The organism is Microbacterium sp. (genome assembly GCF_036566905.1).
Lineage (GTDB): Bacteria > Actinomycetota > Actinomycetes > Actinomycetales > Microbacteriaceae > Microbacterium.
Genome location: NZ_DATCVK010000136.1, coordinates 1 through 17930 on the forward strand (window position 1 = coordinate 1; position 17930 = coordinate 17930).

The following is a 17930-nucleotide window of genomic DNA, read 5'->3' on the forward strand; positions in this document are numbered from 1 at the left end:
CCGGCGGTGCGGGCGGCGGTGGCACGCATGACGGTCACGACGAGCACGGTTCGCGCGGCGACAGCGGAGACGAACGCCCCGGTGGCTGATCGCGGCGGGTGACGTGAAGAAGGCCGCGTCCGGATGGACGCGGCCTTCTTCGATCTCAGCGGTGCTCAGGACAGCAGCTTCGCCTTCGCTGCGGCGAACTCCTCGTCGGAGAGGATGCCCTGCGCGTGCAGCTGCGCGAGCTGCGTGATCTTGGCCATCAGGTCGTCGGCCGCCGGGGCGGGCGCGGCGGGTGCAGCCGGAGCTGCCTGGGCCGCCTGCGCGTTGGCGACGGCCTGGGCGGCGGCGGCATCCATCGCGGCCTGCTGCTGCTGGGCCTCGTACGCCTGCTGCTGGGCCTGGTCGTTGTACTTCTCCTGCTGGTGCCGCGAGACGCTGCCCGAGACGGCAGTGGCGGTGCCGGCGACGACGGCGGTCCGGGCGGCCATTCCGATGAGACCGGGCCGGCCCATTCTTCTCAGTGGCATGTCTTCCTCCTTCAGTCGGCGTTCTCGGCGAGGAACGCGTTCACGATCGGTGCGGGGATGCCCTCGCGGGCGATGACGGCGCCGCCGGCGTCGTAGAGCGCCGACGCGAACGCCTTCGCCCAGAGCAGCTCGATCACGAGGATCGCCGCGGACGAGCCGGGCTCGAGGTTCTCCGCGAGGAACAGGATGTCGTCCTGGCCCGCGAGTCCGGCGAGGTCGAGCGAGGGGGCGCCGTCGTCGATCGTGTCGGAGAGCTCGAGGACCTCGAGCTCTCCCTCCGGCGAACGCCGGGCGAAGACGAGGTCGAGCACGTTGACCGTGCCCGAGGCGACGAGGTCGTCGATCGCCTGCAGAACCGCCGGACCGGGGCGGTCGCCCTCGAACGCGATCGCGTAGAACTCGATGGGGCCGTAATCGAAGGTCGTCATGTCTTCTCCTGTCTCCAGTGCCGGCTAGACAGCCAGCGCCTTGGCCTTGAGGTGGTCGAACTCGGCCTGGGTGATCGCGCCGGAGTCGAGAAGCGACTTCGCCTTGGCGATATCGTCTGCGGCGCTCGCCCCCGAACCCGCGGTCTGCCGGATGTACGCGTCCTGAGCGGAGCGCAGCTCCTGCGCCTGCGCGATCGAGCGCTTCTGCATGCCGTTGCCCCGCGCGATCAGGTAGACCAGCGCGGTCAGGAACGGCACGAAGATCAGGAAGAGGATCCAGACGGCCTTGAGCCAGCCGTTCAGCTTGTCGTCGCGGAACAGGTCACCGATGATCGAGAAGATCACCATCAGGTACGCGACGAACACGAAGATCCAGAACATCCAGGCGATGAAATCCCAGAAGCCGCCCATGGATACCAGCTTTCTCGACGGGGTCGACCCGTCGGTGTGCAATTGTCGGCAGCGCGTCCGTCGCGGCTGCTCTGGTCGGAGACTACCGCCAAACACGCCGGATGGGCATGACCGGTTTTCGAAGCTTTCCTGACCGCTTAGCGGCATCATGTTCCCCATGACCGATGAACCTGAGGGCTCCGACGCCGACGTGGTGCCTGCGGTCGTCGCAGGGCGCCCGCGGCGCTTCTCCAACGTGCTCGCCGCACTCGATCACCCGCTGGGAACCGGGTTCCTCGTGACGATCGGTGTGCTCGCAGCGCTCGTGCTCGGCTCGGCGATCGGCTCGATCTCGACGATCCTCGTCTACATCGTGCTGGCGATGTTCCTCGCACTCGGGCTCGACCCGATCGTGCGGATGCTCGAGCGCCACAGGGTCAAGCGCGGCGCCGGCATCGCCATCGTGTTCTGCGGATTCGCGCTCGTGGCGGTCGCGTTCTTCGTCTTCGTGCTGCCGCCCGTCATCGCGCAGATCGTGCAGCTGGTCGAGGCGATCCCCGAAGGCGTGGAGAACATCCCGCAGTCGGACTGGTTCGCGCAGCTCGCGCCCGACGGGCAGGCGGCGATCATCGCGGGCATGGATCAGCTCGCCGACTGGATCTCGACGCCGTCGACCATCGCGATGCTCGGCGGGGGCGTGCTGGCGGTGGGTGTGGGCTTCGTCGCCGGGATCTCGGCGAGCTTCGTCGTGATCGCCCTCACCCTCTACTTCCTCGCCTCGCTCTCGGCGGCCAAGCAGGCCCTCTACGCCCTCGCGCCGGCGCACAGCCGCGTTCGCCTGGCGGACCTCACCGAGCGCATCACGGGCTCCGTGGGCAGCGCGCTGATCGGCTCGGTGATCCTCTCGTCCCTCAACGCCGCGGCCGTCTTCATCCTGCATGTGGCGATCGGACTGCCGTTTCCGGCGCTCATGGCCGTGATCGCGTTCGTCATCACCCTCATCCCGCTGTTCGGCTCGGTGATCTTCTGGATCTTCGCCTCGATCGTCGCGCTGTTCAGCAGCCCGACCCAGGCCCTCATCTTCTTCATCGCCTACCTGATCTACATCCAGCTCGAGTCGTACGTCATCAGTCCCCGTGTCATGAACAAGGCGATCGCGATCCCCGCCGCCCTGGTGCTGATCGGCGCCCTGGCCGGAGGGGCGCTGGCGGGCGTCGTCGGAGTCCTGGTGGCGCTGCCGGTGATGGCGTCCCTCCTGCTGATCATCCGCGAGGTCGTCGTCCCCCGTCAGAACCTCAAGGTCTGACCCGCGGACGCGCCCTACGGATGCCGCGGCCCGCGGCATCCGTCCCCTCGGCCTGCCCGCAGCGCGAGCGGGACAGCGCGCGTCAGTTGAGGGCGGAGGTGAGGCGCATCAGGCCGTCGAGGAACGTGGCCTTCGCGGGCTCGCGGCGCCACTCCTCCAGCGTGAGTTCGCGGCCGGCGTCGCGGTAGCCCTGCTCGACCTGGCGCATGCCGGCGACGAAGGACTCGCCGCGCACCAGCAGCGACACCTCGCTGTTGAGGCTGAAGGAGCGGATGTCCATGTTGCTCGAGCCGATCACGGCGATGTCGTCGTCGATCGAGAAGTGCTTCGAGTGCAGGATGAACGGCGCCGGGTAGAGGAAGATCCGCACACCGGCCTCGAGCAGGGCGGTGTAGTACGAGCGCTGTGCGTGCCACACCATGAACTGGTCGCCGATCTCGGAGACGAACAGCTGCACCTCGATCCCGCGCTGGCAGGCCGTCGTGATGGCGTAGACCATCGCCTCGTCGGGCACGAAGTACGGACTCGTCAGAATGACCTTCTCGGTCGCGCCGTAGATCAGCGACAGGAAGAGGCGCAGGTTGTTCTCGGTGTCGTAGCCCGGTCCGCTCGGCACGACCTGGCACAGCAGCCCGGTGCCTCCGGTCGCCGGCTCGCCACCGGCGCCGCGCGCCGCCTCGATCGCGGCGGGGGAGAGCTGCTCGGTCGCCGACAGGTCCTCGCCGGTCTCGATGAGCCAGTCCGACAGGAACACGGCGTTGACCGAGGCGACCACAGGTCCGGTCAGGCGCGTCATGAGCTCCTGCCACTTCAGGCCCCGCTTGATGTTCTTGGGCGAGTCGTACGTGCGATCGATGAGGTTCTGCGAGCCCATGAAGGCGACGCGGCCGTCGACGACCACGATCTTGCGGTGGTTGCGCAGGTCAGGGCGCTGGTACTTGCCCTGGAAGGGCATGACCGGCAGCATCCACTCCCACTTCACGCCGATGCGGTCGAGTTCCGCCAGCGTCGCCTTGCAGTTGCCGAGCCGGCGCGTCGACACGTAGTCGGCGAGCAGGCGCACCGTGACGCCGCGCGCCACCGCGCGCTCCATGGCGGCGAAGAAGCCGCGCGTCGTGTCGTCCCAGGCGACGATGAAGAACTCGACGTGCACGAAGCGCTGCGCCGTGTCGATCTCTGCCGCCATCGCGTCGATCGAGGCCTGGTAGTCGCCGTAGAGCGAGGCGTCGTTGCCCCATGACGCGGGCAGGGCGGTGAGGGTCTCGTTCTGCTGCACGACGCGCTGGAACCACCGCGGCCAGTCGGCCTCGGTCTGCTCGAGACCGTTCGCGCGCACCCTGTCGCGGATGATCCCGTCGATGCGGGCCTGCTCGGCCCGCCGCTTCGCCGGCAGGCGCACGCTGCCGATCACGAGGTACAGCACCACGCCGATACCGGGCAGGATCACGATCAGCAGGATCCAGGCCATCGCCGCCGTCGGCTTGCGGCCGCGGGGGATCACGATGAGCGCGGTGATGACGATCGCGGCGTGCACGAGGACGGCGAGGGTCCAGGACAGGTTGGCGAGGAAGGTGGAGTCCACGTCCGTAGTGTGGCACCCTTCCGCGGCGGGACGCAGCAACCCGGCACCGTGCCGGGGCGTCGGCCGGCGCCGGTGGCTGGGTAGATTCGGCTCATGACGACGACCGCACCCGCCCCGCGCCCGCGCCGGGTGCTGCCCACCCTCGCCGGCTACCGCCGCGAGTGGCTCGCGCCCGACATCGTCGGCGGCCTCTCGGCCGGCGCCGTCGTCGTTCCGCAAGCCATGGCCTACGCGACGATCGCGAACCTCCCGGTCGAGATCGGTCTCTACTCCTGCATCGTGCCGATGCTGGTCTACGCCCTCCTCGGCGGCAGCCGTGCCATGAGTGTCTCGACCACCTCCACGATCGCGACCCTCAGCGCGACCACTCTCGTGTCGGCGGGGGTCGCGACGGCAGCCGACGACCCGCACGATGCCGTCGGGTCGCTGATGATGCTGACTCTCCTCGTCGGGGCGATCCTGCTGCTCGCCCGGCTCTTCACGCTGGGCTCACTCGTCGAGAACATCAGCGGCGCGACGCTGCTGGGTATGAAGATCGGTGTCGGCGCGACCGTCGCCGTCGGCCAGCTGCCGAAGCTCCTGGGCGAGACCTACGACTTCACCGGCCACGGGTTCCTCCGCTCGCTCGCCGCCGTCGGCCAGGCGTTCGACAGCGTGAACTGGCCGACCGTCGCACTGTCGGCAGGATCGATCGCGACACTCCTGCTGCTCAAGCGGTTCGCACCGAGGGTGCCGGGTGCGCTGATCGTCGTCGGGGCCGGCATCCTGCTCGTCGCCTTCGCCGGACTCGCGGAGGCGGGCGTCGACCTCATCGCGCCGGTTCCCTCAGGCCTGCCCCTTCCGGGCCTTCCGGAGTTCTCGACGCTGCCGGCACTGGTGCCGGGGGCGCTCGCGATCGCCGTGATGGCGTTCCTCGAGTCCGCGGCCGTGGCCCGCGGCATCCGTCGCACCACCGAGCCGCAGATCGACAGCAACCAGGAGCTCATGGCCACCGGCGCCGCCAACGTCGCCGGAGCGTTCTTCTCCACGATGCCGGCGGCCGGCGGATTCTCGCAGAGCGCCGTCAACCAGAGCGCCGGGGCCAAGACGCAGGTGTCGACCCTCGTCACGGTGGCGCTGGCGGTGCTGGTCGCGCTGTTCCTCGGCCCGGTGCTGAGCCTCCTGCCGCAGGCGACGCTCGCCGCCATGGTGTTCGTCGCGGTGATCGGCCTCATCGACATCCCGGAGCTCGTCCGCTGGGCGCGGATCAGCCCGACCGACTTCTGGATCGCCGTGGTCGTCGCGCTGATCGGGCTGTCGGCGGGTCTGCTCGCCGCCGTCGGGGTCGGCGTCGTCGTGACCCTCATCCTGGTGCTGCGCGAGCTCAACATCCCCAAGCTCGAGGTGGAGGAGCGCCGCGGCGATGCCATCGCGGTACACCTGATGCGCGCGCTGTACACCGCCAACGCGCTCGAGAACGAGCAGGCGATCATCCGGCTCGCGGCCGACGAGAACGCGACGGCGGTCGTCCTCGACCTCGAGCGGCAGGACGTCGTGACGATGACGGTCCTCGATATGCTCGCCGACCTCGACCGCGAGCTCGCCGGTCGCGGCGTCGTGCTCCACCTCGCCGGGCTCCCCGACTCGGCGGCGAGCGTCGCGGGCAAGGACTCCTGGTACGCCGGTCTCGCCGACGCGGGGCGCGCACACGACACCGTCGAGGAAGGCCTGACGGCGGCGGCCGCCTGACGCACCCGGGAACGAAGAACGGGACGGATGCCTCGGCCGAGGCATCCGTCCCGTTCGTCGTGATTCAGTCCCGCGACATCGCTGCCGCCAGATGCGCCTCGAGATCGATGTACGCGTCGTCGGCGATGTCGAAGACGACCTTCTCGATCTCGCCGCCGGTGAAGTCGAACCCGTAGCCGTACAGCGACGACACCGGGTCGGCGCTGTCGCGACCGATCGTGAGGCCCTCACCGCATAGCGAGAAGTGGCCCAGGACCGTCCGGATCTCCTGCTCCGCGACGAGCTGGTCGTCGATGTACAGCTTGAGCGGCCCGATGCCCTCGCGGTACTCGCCCATGCGCTCCTTCGCGAACTCGACCCCGATGACGTGCTTGCCGGAAGTGGGCACGGGCGCCTGGATGCGGTCCTCGGGCGGGATGCCGAGGAAGTTGTACGCGTACGTGATGGTGCCGTCCTTCACGAACAGGGCGTGCCCGCCGAACCGGGAGCCGTGCGCGAAGATCACGCCTTCGGTGTCCGGAGTGAGATCGACGGCCGCCGCGATCTTGTACGACACGTTGTGCACGTTCGCCGCGGACCGCTCCGGGACCTCGGACGTGCCCGGGTAGTAGACGAACTGCCCGCTCGGGGGCGCCGGCTGATGGAACTCCATGGCGACGAACGTCTCGAAGTCTTTCGCGTTGCCGATGATCTGCAGGTCGTTCAGCGGCAGCACGTCGTTGGCCTTCGCCTCCTCGAGCCACAGCGCCTTCAGCTCTTCCAGCTTCTCGGGATGCTCGGCCGCGAGGTCGTGCGCCTCGGCGCGATCGACGTCGGTGTGGAACAGCTGCCACACGTCGTCTTCGAACTTCGCCATGCCGGCCATCGGACCGTGCTCGGCGACGGCCTTCCAGCCCTCGTGCCAGATGCCACGGCTGCCGAGCATCTCGTAGTACTGCGTCTTCTTGTTCGTCGGCCCGTCGGCGTCGAACGAGTAGCGCATCGAGACGCCGGGCAGCGGCGTCTGCGCGACGCCGTTGTACTCCTCCGGCATCTCCACGCCGCAGACCTCGAGGATCGTCGGGACGATGTCGGTGCAGTGGTGGTACTGCGAGCGCACCTCGCCCTTGGCGGCGATGCCCGCGGGCCAGTGGATGACCAGCGGGTCGCAGACGCCGCCCTGATACGAGTACCGCTTGAACATCCGGTACGGGGTCGAGAACGCCATCGCCCAGCCGGTGGGGTAGTGGTTGTACGTGTCGGGGCTGCCGAGCTTGTCGACGAGCCGCAGGTTGTCCTCGAGCGAGTCGGGGTAGCCGCCGAAGATCTTGCCCTCGTTGACCGAGCCGTTGGGGCTGCCCTCGCCGGAAGCGCCGTTGTCGGCGCAGTAGAGGATGAGGGTGTTGTCGAGCTGGCCCGACTCCTCGAGATAGTCGACGATCCTCCCGACCTGGGCGTCGGTGTACTCCGAGAACCCGGCGTACACCTCCGCCATCCGGCAGAACATCGCCCTCTCCTCGTCACTCAGCTCCGCCCACGGCCGAACCAGGTCGGTCTGGGTGAAGGTGCCGTCGGGCATCGGGTTCATCTCGGTGAGGTCGGTGCCTTCGGGCAGGATGCCGCGTTCGATCATGCGCGGCAGCACCCACTCGCGGTAGGCCTCGTAGCCGTCGTCGAACTTCCCCTTGTACTTGTCGATGTACTCCTGCGGCGCGTGGTGCGGTGCGTGGTTGGCGCCGGGGCAGAACCAGAGGTACCAGGGCTTGTCGGGCTCGGTCTGCTTGACGTCCCGGATCATCTTCAGTGCCTGATCGGCGAGATCCTTCGACAGGTGGTAGCCGTCCTCCGGCAGGTACGGCTGGTCGATGTAGTGGTTGTCCTCGGCGAGCGAGGGGAACCAGTTGTTGGTCTCGCCGCCGATGAAGCCGTAGAAGCGGTCGTAGCCCTGCGCGAGCGGCCAGTTCTTCTTCGAGGCGCCGGCGGTCCACTCGTCGATGGGCACGTTGTGGTTCTTGCCGACCCAGAACGTCGCCCAGCCGGCATCCCGCAGCACGTTGGCCATCGTCGCGTTCGACGGCGGGATGTGCGAGTTGTAACCCGGGAAGCCGGTCGAGGACTCCGAGATCGTCGCGAAGCCGTTCTGGTGGTGGTTTCGACCGGTCAGGAACGTCGAGCGCGTCGGGGAGCAGAGCGCCGTGGTGTGCCACTGCGAGTAGGTCAGGCCGTTCTCGGCGAGCCGGTCCATCGTCGGCATGTTGATCCGGCCCCCGTAGGGCGACCAGGCGGCGGTTCCGGTGTCGTCGTAGAGCACCACGAGGACGTTCGGTGCGCCCTGCGGGGCCTTCTCCGACAGGAACGCCGGCCAGTCGGCCGTGGAGTCCCTGACATCGAGCTCGATCTTTCCCTGGAAGTCACGGGGCACAGGGGTCTCCTTCGTTCTCGCATCGAAAAGGGCCTCCCGGGGCCCCTTACCAGCGACCCTATGCGCCCTCCGCCGGGCCGGGAAGGGCGACACGAGGGTGACCCGCGCCCCGCCCTGCGGGGTCGGTAGAGTCGCGGCATGACCGATCAACTGCCGTCGTGGCGCGACACGGCGAGCCGTGCTGCGATCCTCGACTTCGTGGCCGCCGTCACGACAGAAGACGGTCCCGACTTCGTTCCCGCGGATGCCCGTGTCGCCGTGTTCGACAATGACGGCACCCTGTGGAGCGAGAAGCCGATGCCGACGCAGCTGCACTACCTGCTGGAGCAGTGGAAGGCGGCGGCCGCCGCCGCCGATCCCGCACTCGCCGACCGGCAGCCCTATCGTGCTGCCGTGTCGGGCGATCTGGCCTGGCTCGGGGCGGCCATCGACAAGCACTACAGCGGAGACGACTCCGACCTCGGTCTCCTGATCGCTGCCGTGGCGGAGTCCAGCGCCGGCGCGAGCGTCGAGGACTACGAGGCATCCGTCGCCGCCTTCTACCGCGATGCCCGCCACCTCTCGCTCGGAAGCTCGTACGCCCACACGGTCTACCAGCCGATGGTGGAGCTGATCCGCTTCCTCGAGGCGAACGGCTTCGGCGTCTACATCGTGTCGGGCGGCGACAGGGACTTCATGCGCCCGATGACGCAGGACTACTACGGCATCCCGGCCGACCGCGTGGTGGGCACGGGGATGGGCCTCGAGTACGACGCGGACGACAACGTCGTGCGGTACACGCCGAAGCTCGCGTTCTTCGACGACGGCCCCGAGAAGCCGGTCCGCATCTGGATGCGCGTGGGCCGGCGGCCGATCCTCGCCGCGGGCAACTCGAACGGCGACATCCCGATGCTCCGGTTCGCGCAGGGCAACCCCCGCAGTCTGAGCGTGCTGATCCACCACGACGACGACACCGGCCGCGGCGATGCGCCGTACGACAAGGGCGCGGAGCAGGCGCTGGAGGCGGCATCCGCCCACGGCTTCACGGTCGTCAGCGTGCGCGATGACTGGGCGCAGGTGTTCCCCGCCGACAGCTGACGCGGCGGATCAGGCGTCGCTCGCGCAGCGGAACCCGATGTGCGACATGCCGGTGTCCTCCGCCTGGGGCGAGCGGGCGGCGGGCCGGAAGCGCAGGCAGTACTCCGGCGAGCACAGGTGCGATCCTCCCTTGAGCACGCGGCGCGGGATGGCCGGGAAGCCCTCCTGGGCGCTCGCGGCGGCGAGCAGGTTCGCGCGCTTGCCGGCGTCGACGGGCTTGTCCGACAGGCGCAGGTGCCGCGGCGTGTAGAAGTCGGTGGTCCATTCCCACACGTTGCCGGTCATGTCGTAGAGCCCGTAGCTGTTCGGCGGGTACGAGCCGACGGGCGCCGCGTCGCCCACGCCCTGGTTGTCGTACGGGAAGCGCCCGAGCCACGAGTTCGCCTGCGCCACCCCCTCGGGGTAGGGCTCGTCGCCCCATGCGAAGCGCCGGCCGTCGAGCCCGCCGCGGGCGGCGTACTCGTGCTCGGCCTCGGTGGGCAGGCGCAGCCCTGCCCACTCGGCATAGGCCGTGGCGTCTTCGAAGGCGATGTGGACCACCGGATGCCGCAGCCTGTCGTCGATGGACGACTGGGGTCCGAACGGCCGACGCCAGTGGGCGCCCGCCTCCCACCGCCACCAGTTGCGCCAGTCGCGCAGGTCGACCGGGCCGGGCGTCGGGGTGAACACCATCGCGCCGGGCGAGAGCGATGCGACATCGGCGCCGGGGAAGTTCGCGGGGTCGAGCTCGCGCTCGGCGACGGTGACGTAGCCGGTGTCGTCGACGAACGCGGCGTACTGGGCGTTGGTGACCGCGTACCGGTCGATCCGGAAGGTGGCGACCTCGCGCTCGTGCACGGGTTGCTCGTCGGGGTAGAACTCGTCCGACCCCATGCGGAACACGCCGCCCTCGAGGAGCACCTGGTCGTGGATGGCCGACGTCACCGCTCCACCGTAGCCCGGCGCGCGCGGCTCCGGCCCGGGAACAGCGCGGCCCCGGCCCGGGAACAGCGCGGCCCCGGCCCGGATCAGAAGCTGCCGATGCCCTTGCCGATGATGGCGACGCCGATGACCAGCAGCAGCACCGCCATGATGACCGCGTTCTCCTTCGCGAGCCAGCCGCGGAGGGCGTCGAGCGGGCCACGCAGCTTCTCGGCGGCGATGAGGTAGCCGACGACGGGGACGAGGACGGTGGATGCCGCGATCAGGGTGAAGACGGCGATCACGACCACGGTCGAGCCGGCGTCGAGACCGGCGGCCCCGATCGTCACGCCTGCGCTGGCGGCGAGAAGCAGGTTCTTCGGGTTGACCGCCGACAGCAGGAACCCGAGGCCCAGGGCCTTGGGGAAGGTGATCGTGTCGATCGCCTGCATCCACTTCGGCAGCGCCGGCTCCGCTCCGGCCCTCGGTCGGCCGCGCCATTGCCGGAGCGCGAGAAGCAGCAGGAGGATGCCGAGGACGAGCTGGATGACGCCCTTGATCGGCTGCGACGCGTCCTCCTCGCCTTCGGGGAGCACCGACGAGAGCAGGGTGAAGACCGTCACCGCGACCACGATCCCGAGCACCCAGCCGAGCAGGAATCCGGTGCCGGTCACCCGCGCCTTCGGGGACAGCAGCATCAGGATGGCCGCGATGATCGGGATCGGGCTGATCGCGACACCGAGGGCGAGCGTGAGGATGTCTCCGATGACGGCGCCCATGGGCGTGGCCTCCTGGGGTGTCGAGAGAAGCGGACGTGGCTACCGTATCGGCCCGCTGCGCTCAGGTGCCGTTGATCCGGTCGCGCCACTCCAGCAGGGGGGTGAGGGGCGAGAGGTCGTAGTCCGGACCGTCGATAGCCGGGATGATGAGGCGGAAGCCCAGCTCGTACAGGCGGGGAGCGGCATCCGTCTCAAGGAGCGGGCCGAAGCCGCGGATGGTGTACCCCGTGGACAGTTCGATCTCGGCAGGGTCGCGGCCCTCCCGCGCGCACCACTCGTGGAGCACCCCGATCTTGCGCGGCATGTCGTCGAGCCGCGTGAAGGTGTGCCAGATGTCGGCGTGCTGCGCGACCATCCGCAGCGTCTTGCGCTCGCCCTGACCACCGATCAGGATCGGGATCCGCCGGGTGGGCGCGGGGTTGAGCCGGTCCCAGCGAGAGCGGATGCGCGGCAGATCGTCGGCGAGGGCGTCGAGCCGTGAGCCGACGGTGCCGAACTCGTAGCCGTACTCGTCGTAGTCGGGCTGCGCCCAGCCCGATCCGGTGCCGAAGATGAGCCGGCCGGTGCCGGTCGCGCGGGCGCTGATGTGGTCGACGGTGCGGGCCATGTCGGCCTGCAGATCGGGGTTGCGGTACGAGCTGCAGTTGACCAGGGGACCGAACTCGACGCGCTCCGTCTGCTCGGCCATCGCGGCGAGCACCGTCCACGCCTCGAAGTGCTCGGCGTCGATCGGCTCGGTGAGCGCGAAGAAGTGATCCCAGTTGAAGATGACGTCGACGCCGAGGTCCTCCGCGCGCAGGACCGCGTCGCGGTACGCGGCGTACGAGGCGTGCTGCGGCGCCAGCTGCACGCCGATCCGCAGCGGGCGATGGGCGGCGGGATGCCGGGGCTCGGTCACGTCGCGGAACTCCTTCAGCTCTTCGGCTCGATGCGCAGCACCTCGGGCGACTCGCCGACCGACAGGTCGTCGACGATGCGCAGCGTTCGTGCGAGGTCGTCGACGCTGCCGATCACGGTGCCGAAGCGCTCGCGGTCGGAGCACACAGCGGTCACCGTCACGAAGTGCGTGCCCGTGTCCCATGTGTAGGTCGCGAACGGCGGAGTGCGCGGGTCGGGCGGCAGCGACAGCTCGAGCTTCTCACCGACGCCGAGATACGGGTTGCGGAACGACTCGGTGTCGTCGTACTCCATGGGCATCATCGCGCGGGCGGCCCGCAGGTCGTTCGTCGCCTGCTGCACCTGCGCCATCACGACGACGAGCTCGGCGTCGGCCTTCCAGACCCAGACGAGCACGCGACCGGCGGCCTTTCGCATGAGGAAGGGGGCTGCCTGGCTCATCGCCCACGCCGCGACGCCGCTGCCCGGGCGGGGGCCTGCGGCCCCTGAGCCCGTGGAGCCGCCCATCGCCGTGCCGGCCTGTCCGAGCAGCATCCGTATCGCCGCCTTGCGGTGTCGGCGCCCGCGGAAGCCGAGAGACTCGGTCACGGGCACCCAGAGGTTGGGGTCGGCATCGGCCTGCAAACGGGGCATGCGACCAGGGTACGTGCCGGCTCCGGCGCGTTCCTGGAGAGCCCCCGGGAAGCCTCGGGTACAGTGGATTTCGCGCGGCGACCCGCCCCCCGCCGCCCGCCCGCCGCACAGACAGGCCCCAACCCCGTGACCGATCCTGCGACGCCCGAAGACACCGCCGCCGCGACCCCTCGCCCCTTGAAGATCGTCATCGGCGCCGACACGTTCCTTCCCCACGTGAACGGCGCCGCGCGCTTCGCCGAACGGCTCGCCGCCGGCCTCGTGGCCCGCGGCCACGAGGTGCACGTGATGGCACCCAGCAAGACGCACCGCGAGCACGGCACGTTCACCGAGGTCATCGAGGGGCAGTCGATGACCATGCACCGTCTGCCGTCGTGGCGCTGGTACCCCCACGACTGGCTCACGTTCGTCATGCCGTTCCGCTCGAAGTTCTACGCGCGCCGCGTGCTCGACAAGGTGCAGCCCGACGTGGTGCACAGTCAGTCGCACATCGTGATCGGCCGCGGTCTCACCCGCGAGGCGCGCAAGCGCGGGATCCCTGTCGTCGCGACCAATCACGTCATGGCCGAGAACGTGCTCGACTTCACCATCCTCCCCGCCTCGTGGACCCGGTACGCCGTCAAGCTCGCGTGGGAGGACGCCGAGCGCACGTTCAAGATGACGCGCGCCGTCACCACCCCCACCCGCAAGGCCGCCGAGTTCCTCGAGCGCACGATCGACATCCAGGGCGTCATCCCGGTCAGCTGCGGCATCGAGGCCTCGAACTACACCGCCGATCTCTCCCCGCGCGACGCGCACCGCCTCGTGTTCGTGGGACGCCTCACGACCGAGAAGCAGATCGACGTCGTGCTGCGTGCGATCGCGCAGCTCGACCCCGCGCTCGACGTGCGCTTCGACATCGTCGGCAGCGGCGACCAGCGGCGCAACCTCGAGCAGCTCAGCTCGGATCTCGGTCTCACCGACCGCGTGCACTTCCATGGCCACACCACCGACGACGAGCTGCGGTCGTTCCTGACGAACGCGAGCCTGTTCGTCATCGCCTCGATCGCCGAGCTGCAGTCGATCGCGACGATGGAGGCGATGGCGTCCGGCCTGCCGATCGTCGCCGCCGACGCCGTGGCGCTGCCGCACCTCGTGCACGACGGTGAGAACGGCTACCTGTTCCGGCCGGGCGACGTCGACGATCTGGCCGCCAAGCTGACGACGGTGCTGACCCAGACGCCCGAGGAGCGCGAGCGCATGCAGCGCGCGTCGCTCGAAGGTGTCAAGGTGCACGACATGCGCCGCACGCTCGACACGTTCGAGGCGCTGTACCGCGACGAACCGCTGCCCGAGTAGCCGCCGTGCACGTCGTGATGTTCGGCGACCAGCACGTCGAGTCCCTCGGCGGAGCACAGGTCTCGATGCGGCTGCAGCGGCGCTTCCTCGAGAAAGCCGGGCACACGGTCACGATCGTCGCGCCGGCGATGCACGGCCCCCGGGCGCGGGCGGGCGCACGGCTGCTGAGCGAGCCGGCGAGACGAAGCGCCGATCCGTCGTACCTGGATCTGCCGTCGATCCCGATCACCCTGGACCGCGAGTACTCGATGACGTGGCCCGCGCGCCGCACGGATCGATGGCTGGATGCCGCGCTCCGGCGTCTCATCCGCGAGACCGGGCGCCCGCCGGTCGACGTCGTCCACGTGCAGGCGGACTTCTGGGGCGCGTTCGTCGGTCATCGGTTCGCAGAGCGCCATGGCTTCCCGCTGGTGCACACCATGCACAACCGTGTGGACGTGGGCATCGAGGCGACCGCGCCGTTCCCGAAGCTGGTGCTGCGGGCGCTGAACGCCTGGCAGCGGCGCGCGCTCGGCGTCGCCGCCGGGGCGACGCCGGTCGGACGCGACGGCTGGGCGTACCTGCGCCGGTTCGCGGGTCGCTCGGACGCAGTAACGGCGCCGTCGTCGCACTTCGCGCAGCGGCTCGAAGCGCACGGCGCGGTGCCGCATGGCCGGCGTGGGGTTGTCCCGCACCGCGATGCGGGACCGGCAGCCGGATCCCGGGTCGACGTGATCTGGAACGGCATCGACGACGATGTGCTCGATGAGGTGCTCGCGTCGACGAGCTCGACGAGCTCGACGAGCTCCGCGACCGGCGTGCTCGCGGAGCGCGCCCCCGGGCCGCCGCGGTTCGTCTGGCTCGGGCGCATGAGCCCCGAGAAGCGCCTGCTGCCCTTCCTCGAGGCGCTCGCGGCGTCGGGAGTCGAGGCCGAGGTCGAGGTCATCGGCGGCGGCGGCCAGCTCCGAGCGGCGCGGCGTCTGGTCGAGAAGCTGCGCCCGCGCGCGAGGGTGGTGTTCGCGGGACGGATGCCGTACGCCCAGACCCTCCGCCGCATCGCCGCCGCCGACGCCGTCGTGCAGACCTCGATCGGCTTCGAGACCCAGGGCATGACGATCTTCGAGGCCGCCTCGCTCGGGACCCCGGCGGTGGTGAGCGACCCCGATCTGGCGGCCGAGCTCGGCGGGGGCTTCTGGGCGGTCGGCGACGGCGTCACGGCAGACCCGTCGGTCGCCGCGCTCGCCGACGCGCTGCGGCAGGCGGCATCCGACATCTCCGCCGGCACGGCGCGTCGGCCAGACCCGTCGGTCCGCGAGCGGTTCCGTCAGTCGTCGCGGACCGCGGCGATGGTCGAGGTCTACGAGCGCATCACCGCCTGAGCCAGGCTCAGGGGAGGCGAGTGCGGTCGGTGGGAATCCGACGGTAGCCGTCGGTGCGGAGGGCGGCGATCGTCGAGGAGAGCGCCACCGCGGACAGTGCTGCGAGAAGAATCACCATGAACATGGCAGAAACGCTACGCTTGCGGAAGAACTGCCACGAGTGGCAGAATAGCCACACATCGCAGGAAAACTGCCACACGGAGGTTCGCATGCACACCGTCGCCTGCATCGTCACGGACGGCTTCGCCCCGTTCGAGTTCGGGGTCGCCTGCGAGGCCTTCGGTCTCGATCGCTCGGACGACGGCATCCCGAGCTTCGACTTCCGCGTCGTGACGCCCGATCCCGGCGTCGTGGAGTCGAAGATGGGCTTCTCGATCAACGTCCACGAGGACCTGTCGTTCGCCTACGAGGCCGACCTCGTCGTCGTGTCGCCGGTTCCCCATCAGTACTGGGGCCGCATCGACGAGCGTGTGCTCGACGTGATCCGCGCGGCGGTCGCCCGCGGCGCGTGGGTGCTGAGCGTCTGCAGCGGGTCGTTCGTGGTCGCCGCGTCCGGGGTGCTCGACGGGCGCCGCGCGACCACCCATTGGATGTATGCGAAGAAGATGAAGGAGATGTACCCGTCCATCGACGTGGACCCCGACGTGCTGTACGTGCAGGACGGACGCATCATCACGAGCGCCGGCACGGCCGCCGGCCTCGACGCGTGTCTGCACCTGCTGCGCCAGGAGCTCGGCGCCGAGCTGACGAACATCATCGCCCGTCGCATGGTGGTGCCGCCGCAGCGCGACGGCGGACAGGCGCAGTTCATCGCCAACCCGCTGCCGGCCACCACCTCGCTCTCGCTCGCGCCGGTGACCGACTGGATGCTCGACAACCTTCGTCTCGAGCTCACCGTCGACCAGCTCGCCGCGAAGGCGCACATGTCGCCGCGCACGTTCGCCCGCCGCTTCAAGGCCGACCACGGCGCGACGCCGGCCGCGTGGCTCGCCCGCCAGCGCATCATCCACGCCCAGCGCCTGCTCGAGAAGACGGACCTGGGACTCGACCGCATCGCCTACGAGAGCGGCTTCGGCTCGGCGGCCGTGCTGCGGCAGAACTTCGCCCGCGTGCTCGGCACCACCCCGACCGCGTATCGCTCGCGGTTCGCGTGCAACGACGACGACCACACGGCGGATGCCTCGGCCTCCGCCGAAGCGGTGGCCGAGGCATCCGTGCTCGAATCCGTGGCGTGAGGCGAGCGGAGCCGTCGGCTCCACTCGTTCACGCGGCTATGCGCGGCGTGCGTCGATCTCGCGCCCGTGGACGGTGAGTGCGTAGATCACGATCACGTCGAGGGCGAGCACCGCCAGCGACAGCCAGGGCTGCGCGGCGATGAGCGAGAGCTGCCCGATCGCGTTGATCGCGACCAGCACGATCGCGGTGATGCGCGCCCACTTCGCGCCGCCCAGCAGGGCGATGCCGACGAGGATCAGCAGCACGCCCGCGATGAGGTGCCACCATCCCCACCCCTGGACGTCGATCGAGAAGAGCCCGGCGTCGCCCACGAAGTAGGCGGTGTCAGGGCCGATGAGGGCCTGGAGACCGTGAAAGGCGTCGATGGCGCCCGTGACGATCAGGACGACGGCGGCGAAGACGCCCCAGCCGGCCCAGCCGGTCGTTGCGGTGTTGGTGTCGGTCATGTGAGAGATCCCTTCGATTCGGCGAGAAACCGGTGCGGTGGAGTCTGCCCGGTCCGCACCACAGGGGTGCCGTGCAGCACTTGCGGCACACACTAGCGAACCTGGGAGAATCCTGAGTGCATTTCCTTCTCACCGACGAGCGCTGCGTCATCGGACGTCGCACGGCGACATCGGCGACCCTCTCCGGCCGGCGAGGCGGACGGGCGTCGCGCCTCCCGTGAAGGATGTCGGGTGGAATCGTCCCGCCTTCGTTAGCGTGAGACCGTGGCCTTCCATCCGCGCACGTGGTTCTCGCGCAAGACTCTGCGCAAGGATGCCGTCGCGGGCGTGATCCTCGGCATCGAGGCGGTTCCCGACGGTCTGGCGGCCGGGCTTCTCGCCGGCGTGAATCCGCTGGCCGGGCTCTACGGCTACCTGTTCGGCATGGTCGGGGCGGCTGCCCTCACGAGCAGCGCGTTCATGGCCGTGCAGGCCACCAGCGCAATGGCGCTCGTCGTCTCCGACGCAGAGCTCGACACGCTCCCGAACCCCGATCGGGGGCTCTTCACGCTCGCGATCCTCACCGGGATCATCATGGTCATCGCCGGGCTGCTGCGGGGCGGGCGTCTCATCAGCTTCGTGCCGACCGCGGTCATGACCGGGTTCGTCACGGCGATCGGCGTGAACATCGTGCTGGGTCAGCTGTCGAACTTCACCGGCTATCAGGCCGAGGGCCCGAACCGCCTGCTCAAGACGATCGACGTATTCCTGCACATCGGGCAGTGGAGCATCCCGTCGCTGATCGTCGGCGCGATCTCGGTGCTCGTGATCGTCGTGCTCCTCCCGACCCGCGTCGGCAGCATGGGGCTGGTCATCGCGGTGATCCTCGGCTCGGTGGTCGCCGTGCTGCTGAACACGTGGGTGAACAGCACGGTGG

Annotated in this window: 17 protein-coding genes; 7 read left to right on the plus strand and 10 right to left on the minus strand. The window is 69.6% G+C overall.

From position 1 onward, the window contains the following. Positions 1–155: 155 nt before the first annotated feature. The 3 genes from VIP82_RS10635 to VIP82_RS10645 are packed head-to-tail and all read right to left on the minus strand — an operon-like array spanning position 156 to position 1354. Complete coding sequence (locus VIP82_RS10635; protein ID WP_331908345.1) at positions 156–515, minus strand: SHOCT domain-containing protein; 360 nt, start codon at positions 513–515, stop codon at positions 156–158. A gap of 11 nt (positions 516–526) precedes the next feature. Further along, on the minus strand, positions 527–943 hold the full coding sequence (locus VIP82_RS10640) for a DUF6325 family protein (protein WP_331908347.1): 417 nt from the start codon (positions 941–943) through the stop codon (positions 527–529). A 24-nt stretch (positions 944–967) separates the two neighbouring features. Beyond that, entirely contained in the window at positions 968–1354 is a 387-nt protein-coding gene (locus VIP82_RS10645; protein ID WP_331908349.1) for an SHOCT domain-containing protein, read from the minus strand. A gap of 157 nt (positions 1355–1511) precedes the next feature. Here VIP82_RS10645 and VIP82_RS10650 point away from each other — a divergent pair, with 157 nt between their 5' ends. Beyond that, positions 1512–2639, plus strand: a complete 1128-nt coding sequence (locus tag VIP82_RS10650; protein ID WP_331908351.1) for an AI-2E family transporter — start codon at positions 1512–1514, stop codon at positions 2637–2639. Positions 2640–2721: 82 nt separating this feature from the next. Here the strand turns inward: VIP82_RS10650 and cls are convergent, their stop codons facing one another. After that, complete coding sequence (gene cls / locus VIP82_RS10655) at positions 2722–4221, minus strand: cardiolipin synthase (protein ID WP_331908353.1); 1500 nt, start codon at positions 4219–4221, stop codon at positions 2722–2724. 93 nt (positions 4222–4314) lie between these two features. On the opposite strand from cls, the gene VIP82_RS10660 reads away from it, so the two are divergent. Next, complete coding sequence (locus VIP82_RS10660) at positions 4315–5949, plus strand: SulP family inorganic anion transporter (protein WP_331908354.1); 1635 nt, start codon at positions 4315–4317, stop codon at positions 5947–5949. 64 nt (positions 5950–6013) lie between these two features. Here the strand turns inward: VIP82_RS10660 and VIP82_RS10665 are convergent, their stop codons facing one another. Further along, the gene (locus VIP82_RS10665; protein ID WP_331908356.1) at positions 6014–8350 is read right to left on the minus strand and encodes an arylsulfatase; all 2337 of its coding nucleotides are present in this window, start codon (positions 8348–8350) and stop codon (positions 6014–6016) included. Positions 8351–8488: 138 nt separating this feature from the next. On the opposite strand from VIP82_RS10665, the gene VIP82_RS10670 reads away from it, so the two are divergent. Continuing rightward, the gene (locus VIP82_RS10670) at positions 8489–9427 is read left to right on the plus strand and encodes an HAD family hydrolase (protein ID WP_331908358.1); all 939 of its coding nucleotides are present in this window, start codon (positions 8489–8491) and stop codon (positions 9425–9427) included. Positions 9428–9436: 9 nt separating this feature from the next. On the opposite strand, the gene VIP82_RS10675 is transcribed toward VIP82_RS10670, so the two are convergent. The 4 genes from VIP82_RS10675 to VIP82_RS10690 form a co-directional block, all read right to left on the minus strand. Next, positions 9437–10351 carry a formylglycine-generating enzyme family protein gene (locus tag VIP82_RS10675; RefSeq protein ID WP_331908360.1) on the minus strand — a complete coding sequence of 305 codons (915 nt, stop codon included), beginning with the start codon at positions 10349–10351 and terminating at the stop codon, positions 9437–9439. 83 nt (positions 10352–10434) lie between these two features. Next, entirely contained in the window at positions 10435–11106 is a 672-nt protein-coding gene (locus tag VIP82_RS10680; protein WP_331908362.1) for a GAP family protein, read from the minus strand. A gap of 61 nt (positions 11107–11167) precedes the next feature. Further along, entirely contained in the window at positions 11168–12004 is an 837-nt protein-coding gene (locus tag VIP82_RS10685) for an LLM class F420-dependent oxidoreductase (RefSeq protein WP_331908364.1), read from the minus strand. 14 nt (positions 12005–12018) lie between these two features. After that, a complete protein-coding gene (locus VIP82_RS10690; protein ID WP_331908366.1) occupies positions 12019–12636 on the minus strand; it encodes a hypothetical protein in 618 nt (205 codons plus the stop codon). Positions 12637–12762: 126 nt separating this feature from the next. Here VIP82_RS10690 and VIP82_RS10695 point away from each other — a divergent pair, with 126 nt between their 5' ends. The 3 genes from VIP82_RS10695 to VIP82_RS10705 all read left to right on the plus strand — a co-directional run bounded on the left by VIP82_RS10695 (position 12763) and on the right by VIP82_RS10705 (position 16567). Continuing rightward, on the plus strand, positions 12763–13974 hold the full coding sequence (locus tag VIP82_RS10695; protein WP_331908368.1) for a glycosyltransferase: 1212 nt from the start codon (positions 12763–12765) through the stop codon (positions 13972–13974). Between the two features lie 5 nt (positions 13975–13979). Beyond that, on the plus strand, positions 13980–15332 hold the full coding sequence (locus tag VIP82_RS10700) for a glycosyltransferase family 4 protein (protein ID WP_331908370.1): 1353 nt from the start codon (positions 13980–13982) through the stop codon (positions 15330–15332). A 209-nt stretch (positions 15333–15541) separates the two neighbouring features. Next, positions 15542–16567, plus strand: a complete 1026-nt coding sequence (locus tag VIP82_RS10705; RefSeq protein WP_331908372.1) for a GlxA family transcriptional regulator — start codon at positions 15542–15544, stop codon at positions 16565–16567. Between the two features lie 36 nt (positions 16568–16603). Here the strand turns inward: VIP82_RS10705 and VIP82_RS10710 are convergent, their stop codons facing one another. Beyond that, the gene (locus tag VIP82_RS10710) at positions 16604–17014 is read right to left on the minus strand and encodes a DUF7144 family membrane protein (RefSeq protein WP_331908374.1); all 411 of its coding nucleotides are present in this window, start codon (positions 17012–17014) and stop codon (positions 16604–16606) included. A gap of 264 nt (positions 17015–17278) precedes the next feature. Here VIP82_RS10710 and VIP82_RS10715 point away from each other — a divergent pair. Next, positions 17279–17930: SulP family inorganic anion transporter (locus tag VIP82_RS10715; RefSeq protein ID WP_331908376.1), on the plus strand; the 652-nt coding region annotated here is incomplete at its 3' end.

Excerpts from the sequence above, each read along its gene's own strand:
- VIP82_RS10690 (WP_331908366.1), bottom strand. The coding sequence starts at position 12,636 with ATGCCCCGTTTGCAGGCCGATGCCGACCCCAACCTCTGGGTGCCCGTG.
- VIP82_RS10705 (WP_331908372.1), top strand. The coding sequence starts at position 15,542 with ATGCACACCGTCGCCTGCATCGTCACGGACGGCTTCGCCCCGTTCGAG.
- VIP82_RS10645 (WP_331908349.1), bottom strand. The coding sequence starts at position 1,354 with ATGGGCGGCTTCTGGGATTTCATCGCCTGGATGTTCTGGATCTTCGTG.
- VIP82_RS10650 (WP_331908351.1), top strand. The coding sequence starts at position 1,512 with ATGACCGATGAACCTGAGGGCTCCGACGCCGACGTGGTGCCTGCGGTC.
- VIP82_RS10640 (WP_331908347.1), bottom strand. The coding sequence starts at position 943 with ATGACGACCTTCGATTACGGCCCCATCGAGTTCTACGCGATCGCGTTC.
- VIP82_RS10635 (WP_331908345.1), bottom strand. The coding sequence starts at position 515 with ATGCCACTGAGAAGAATGGGCCGGCCCGGTCTCATCGGAATGGCCGCC.
- VIP82_RS10680 (WP_331908362.1), bottom strand. The coding sequence starts at position 11,106 with ATGGGCGCCGTCATCGGAGACATCCTCACGCTCGCCCTCGGTGTCGCG.
- VIP82_RS10660 (WP_331908354.1), top strand. The coding sequence starts at position 4,315 with ATGACGACGACCGCACCCGCCCCGCGCCCGCGCCGGGTGCTGCCCACC.
- VIP82_RS10710 (WP_331908374.1), bottom strand. The coding sequence starts at position 17,014 with ATGACCGACACCAACACCGCAACGACCGGCTGGGCCGGCTGGGGCGTC.
- VIP82_RS10670 (WP_331908358.1), top strand. The coding sequence starts at position 8,489 with ATGACCGATCAACTGCCGTCGTGGCGCGACACGGCGAGCCGTGCTGCG.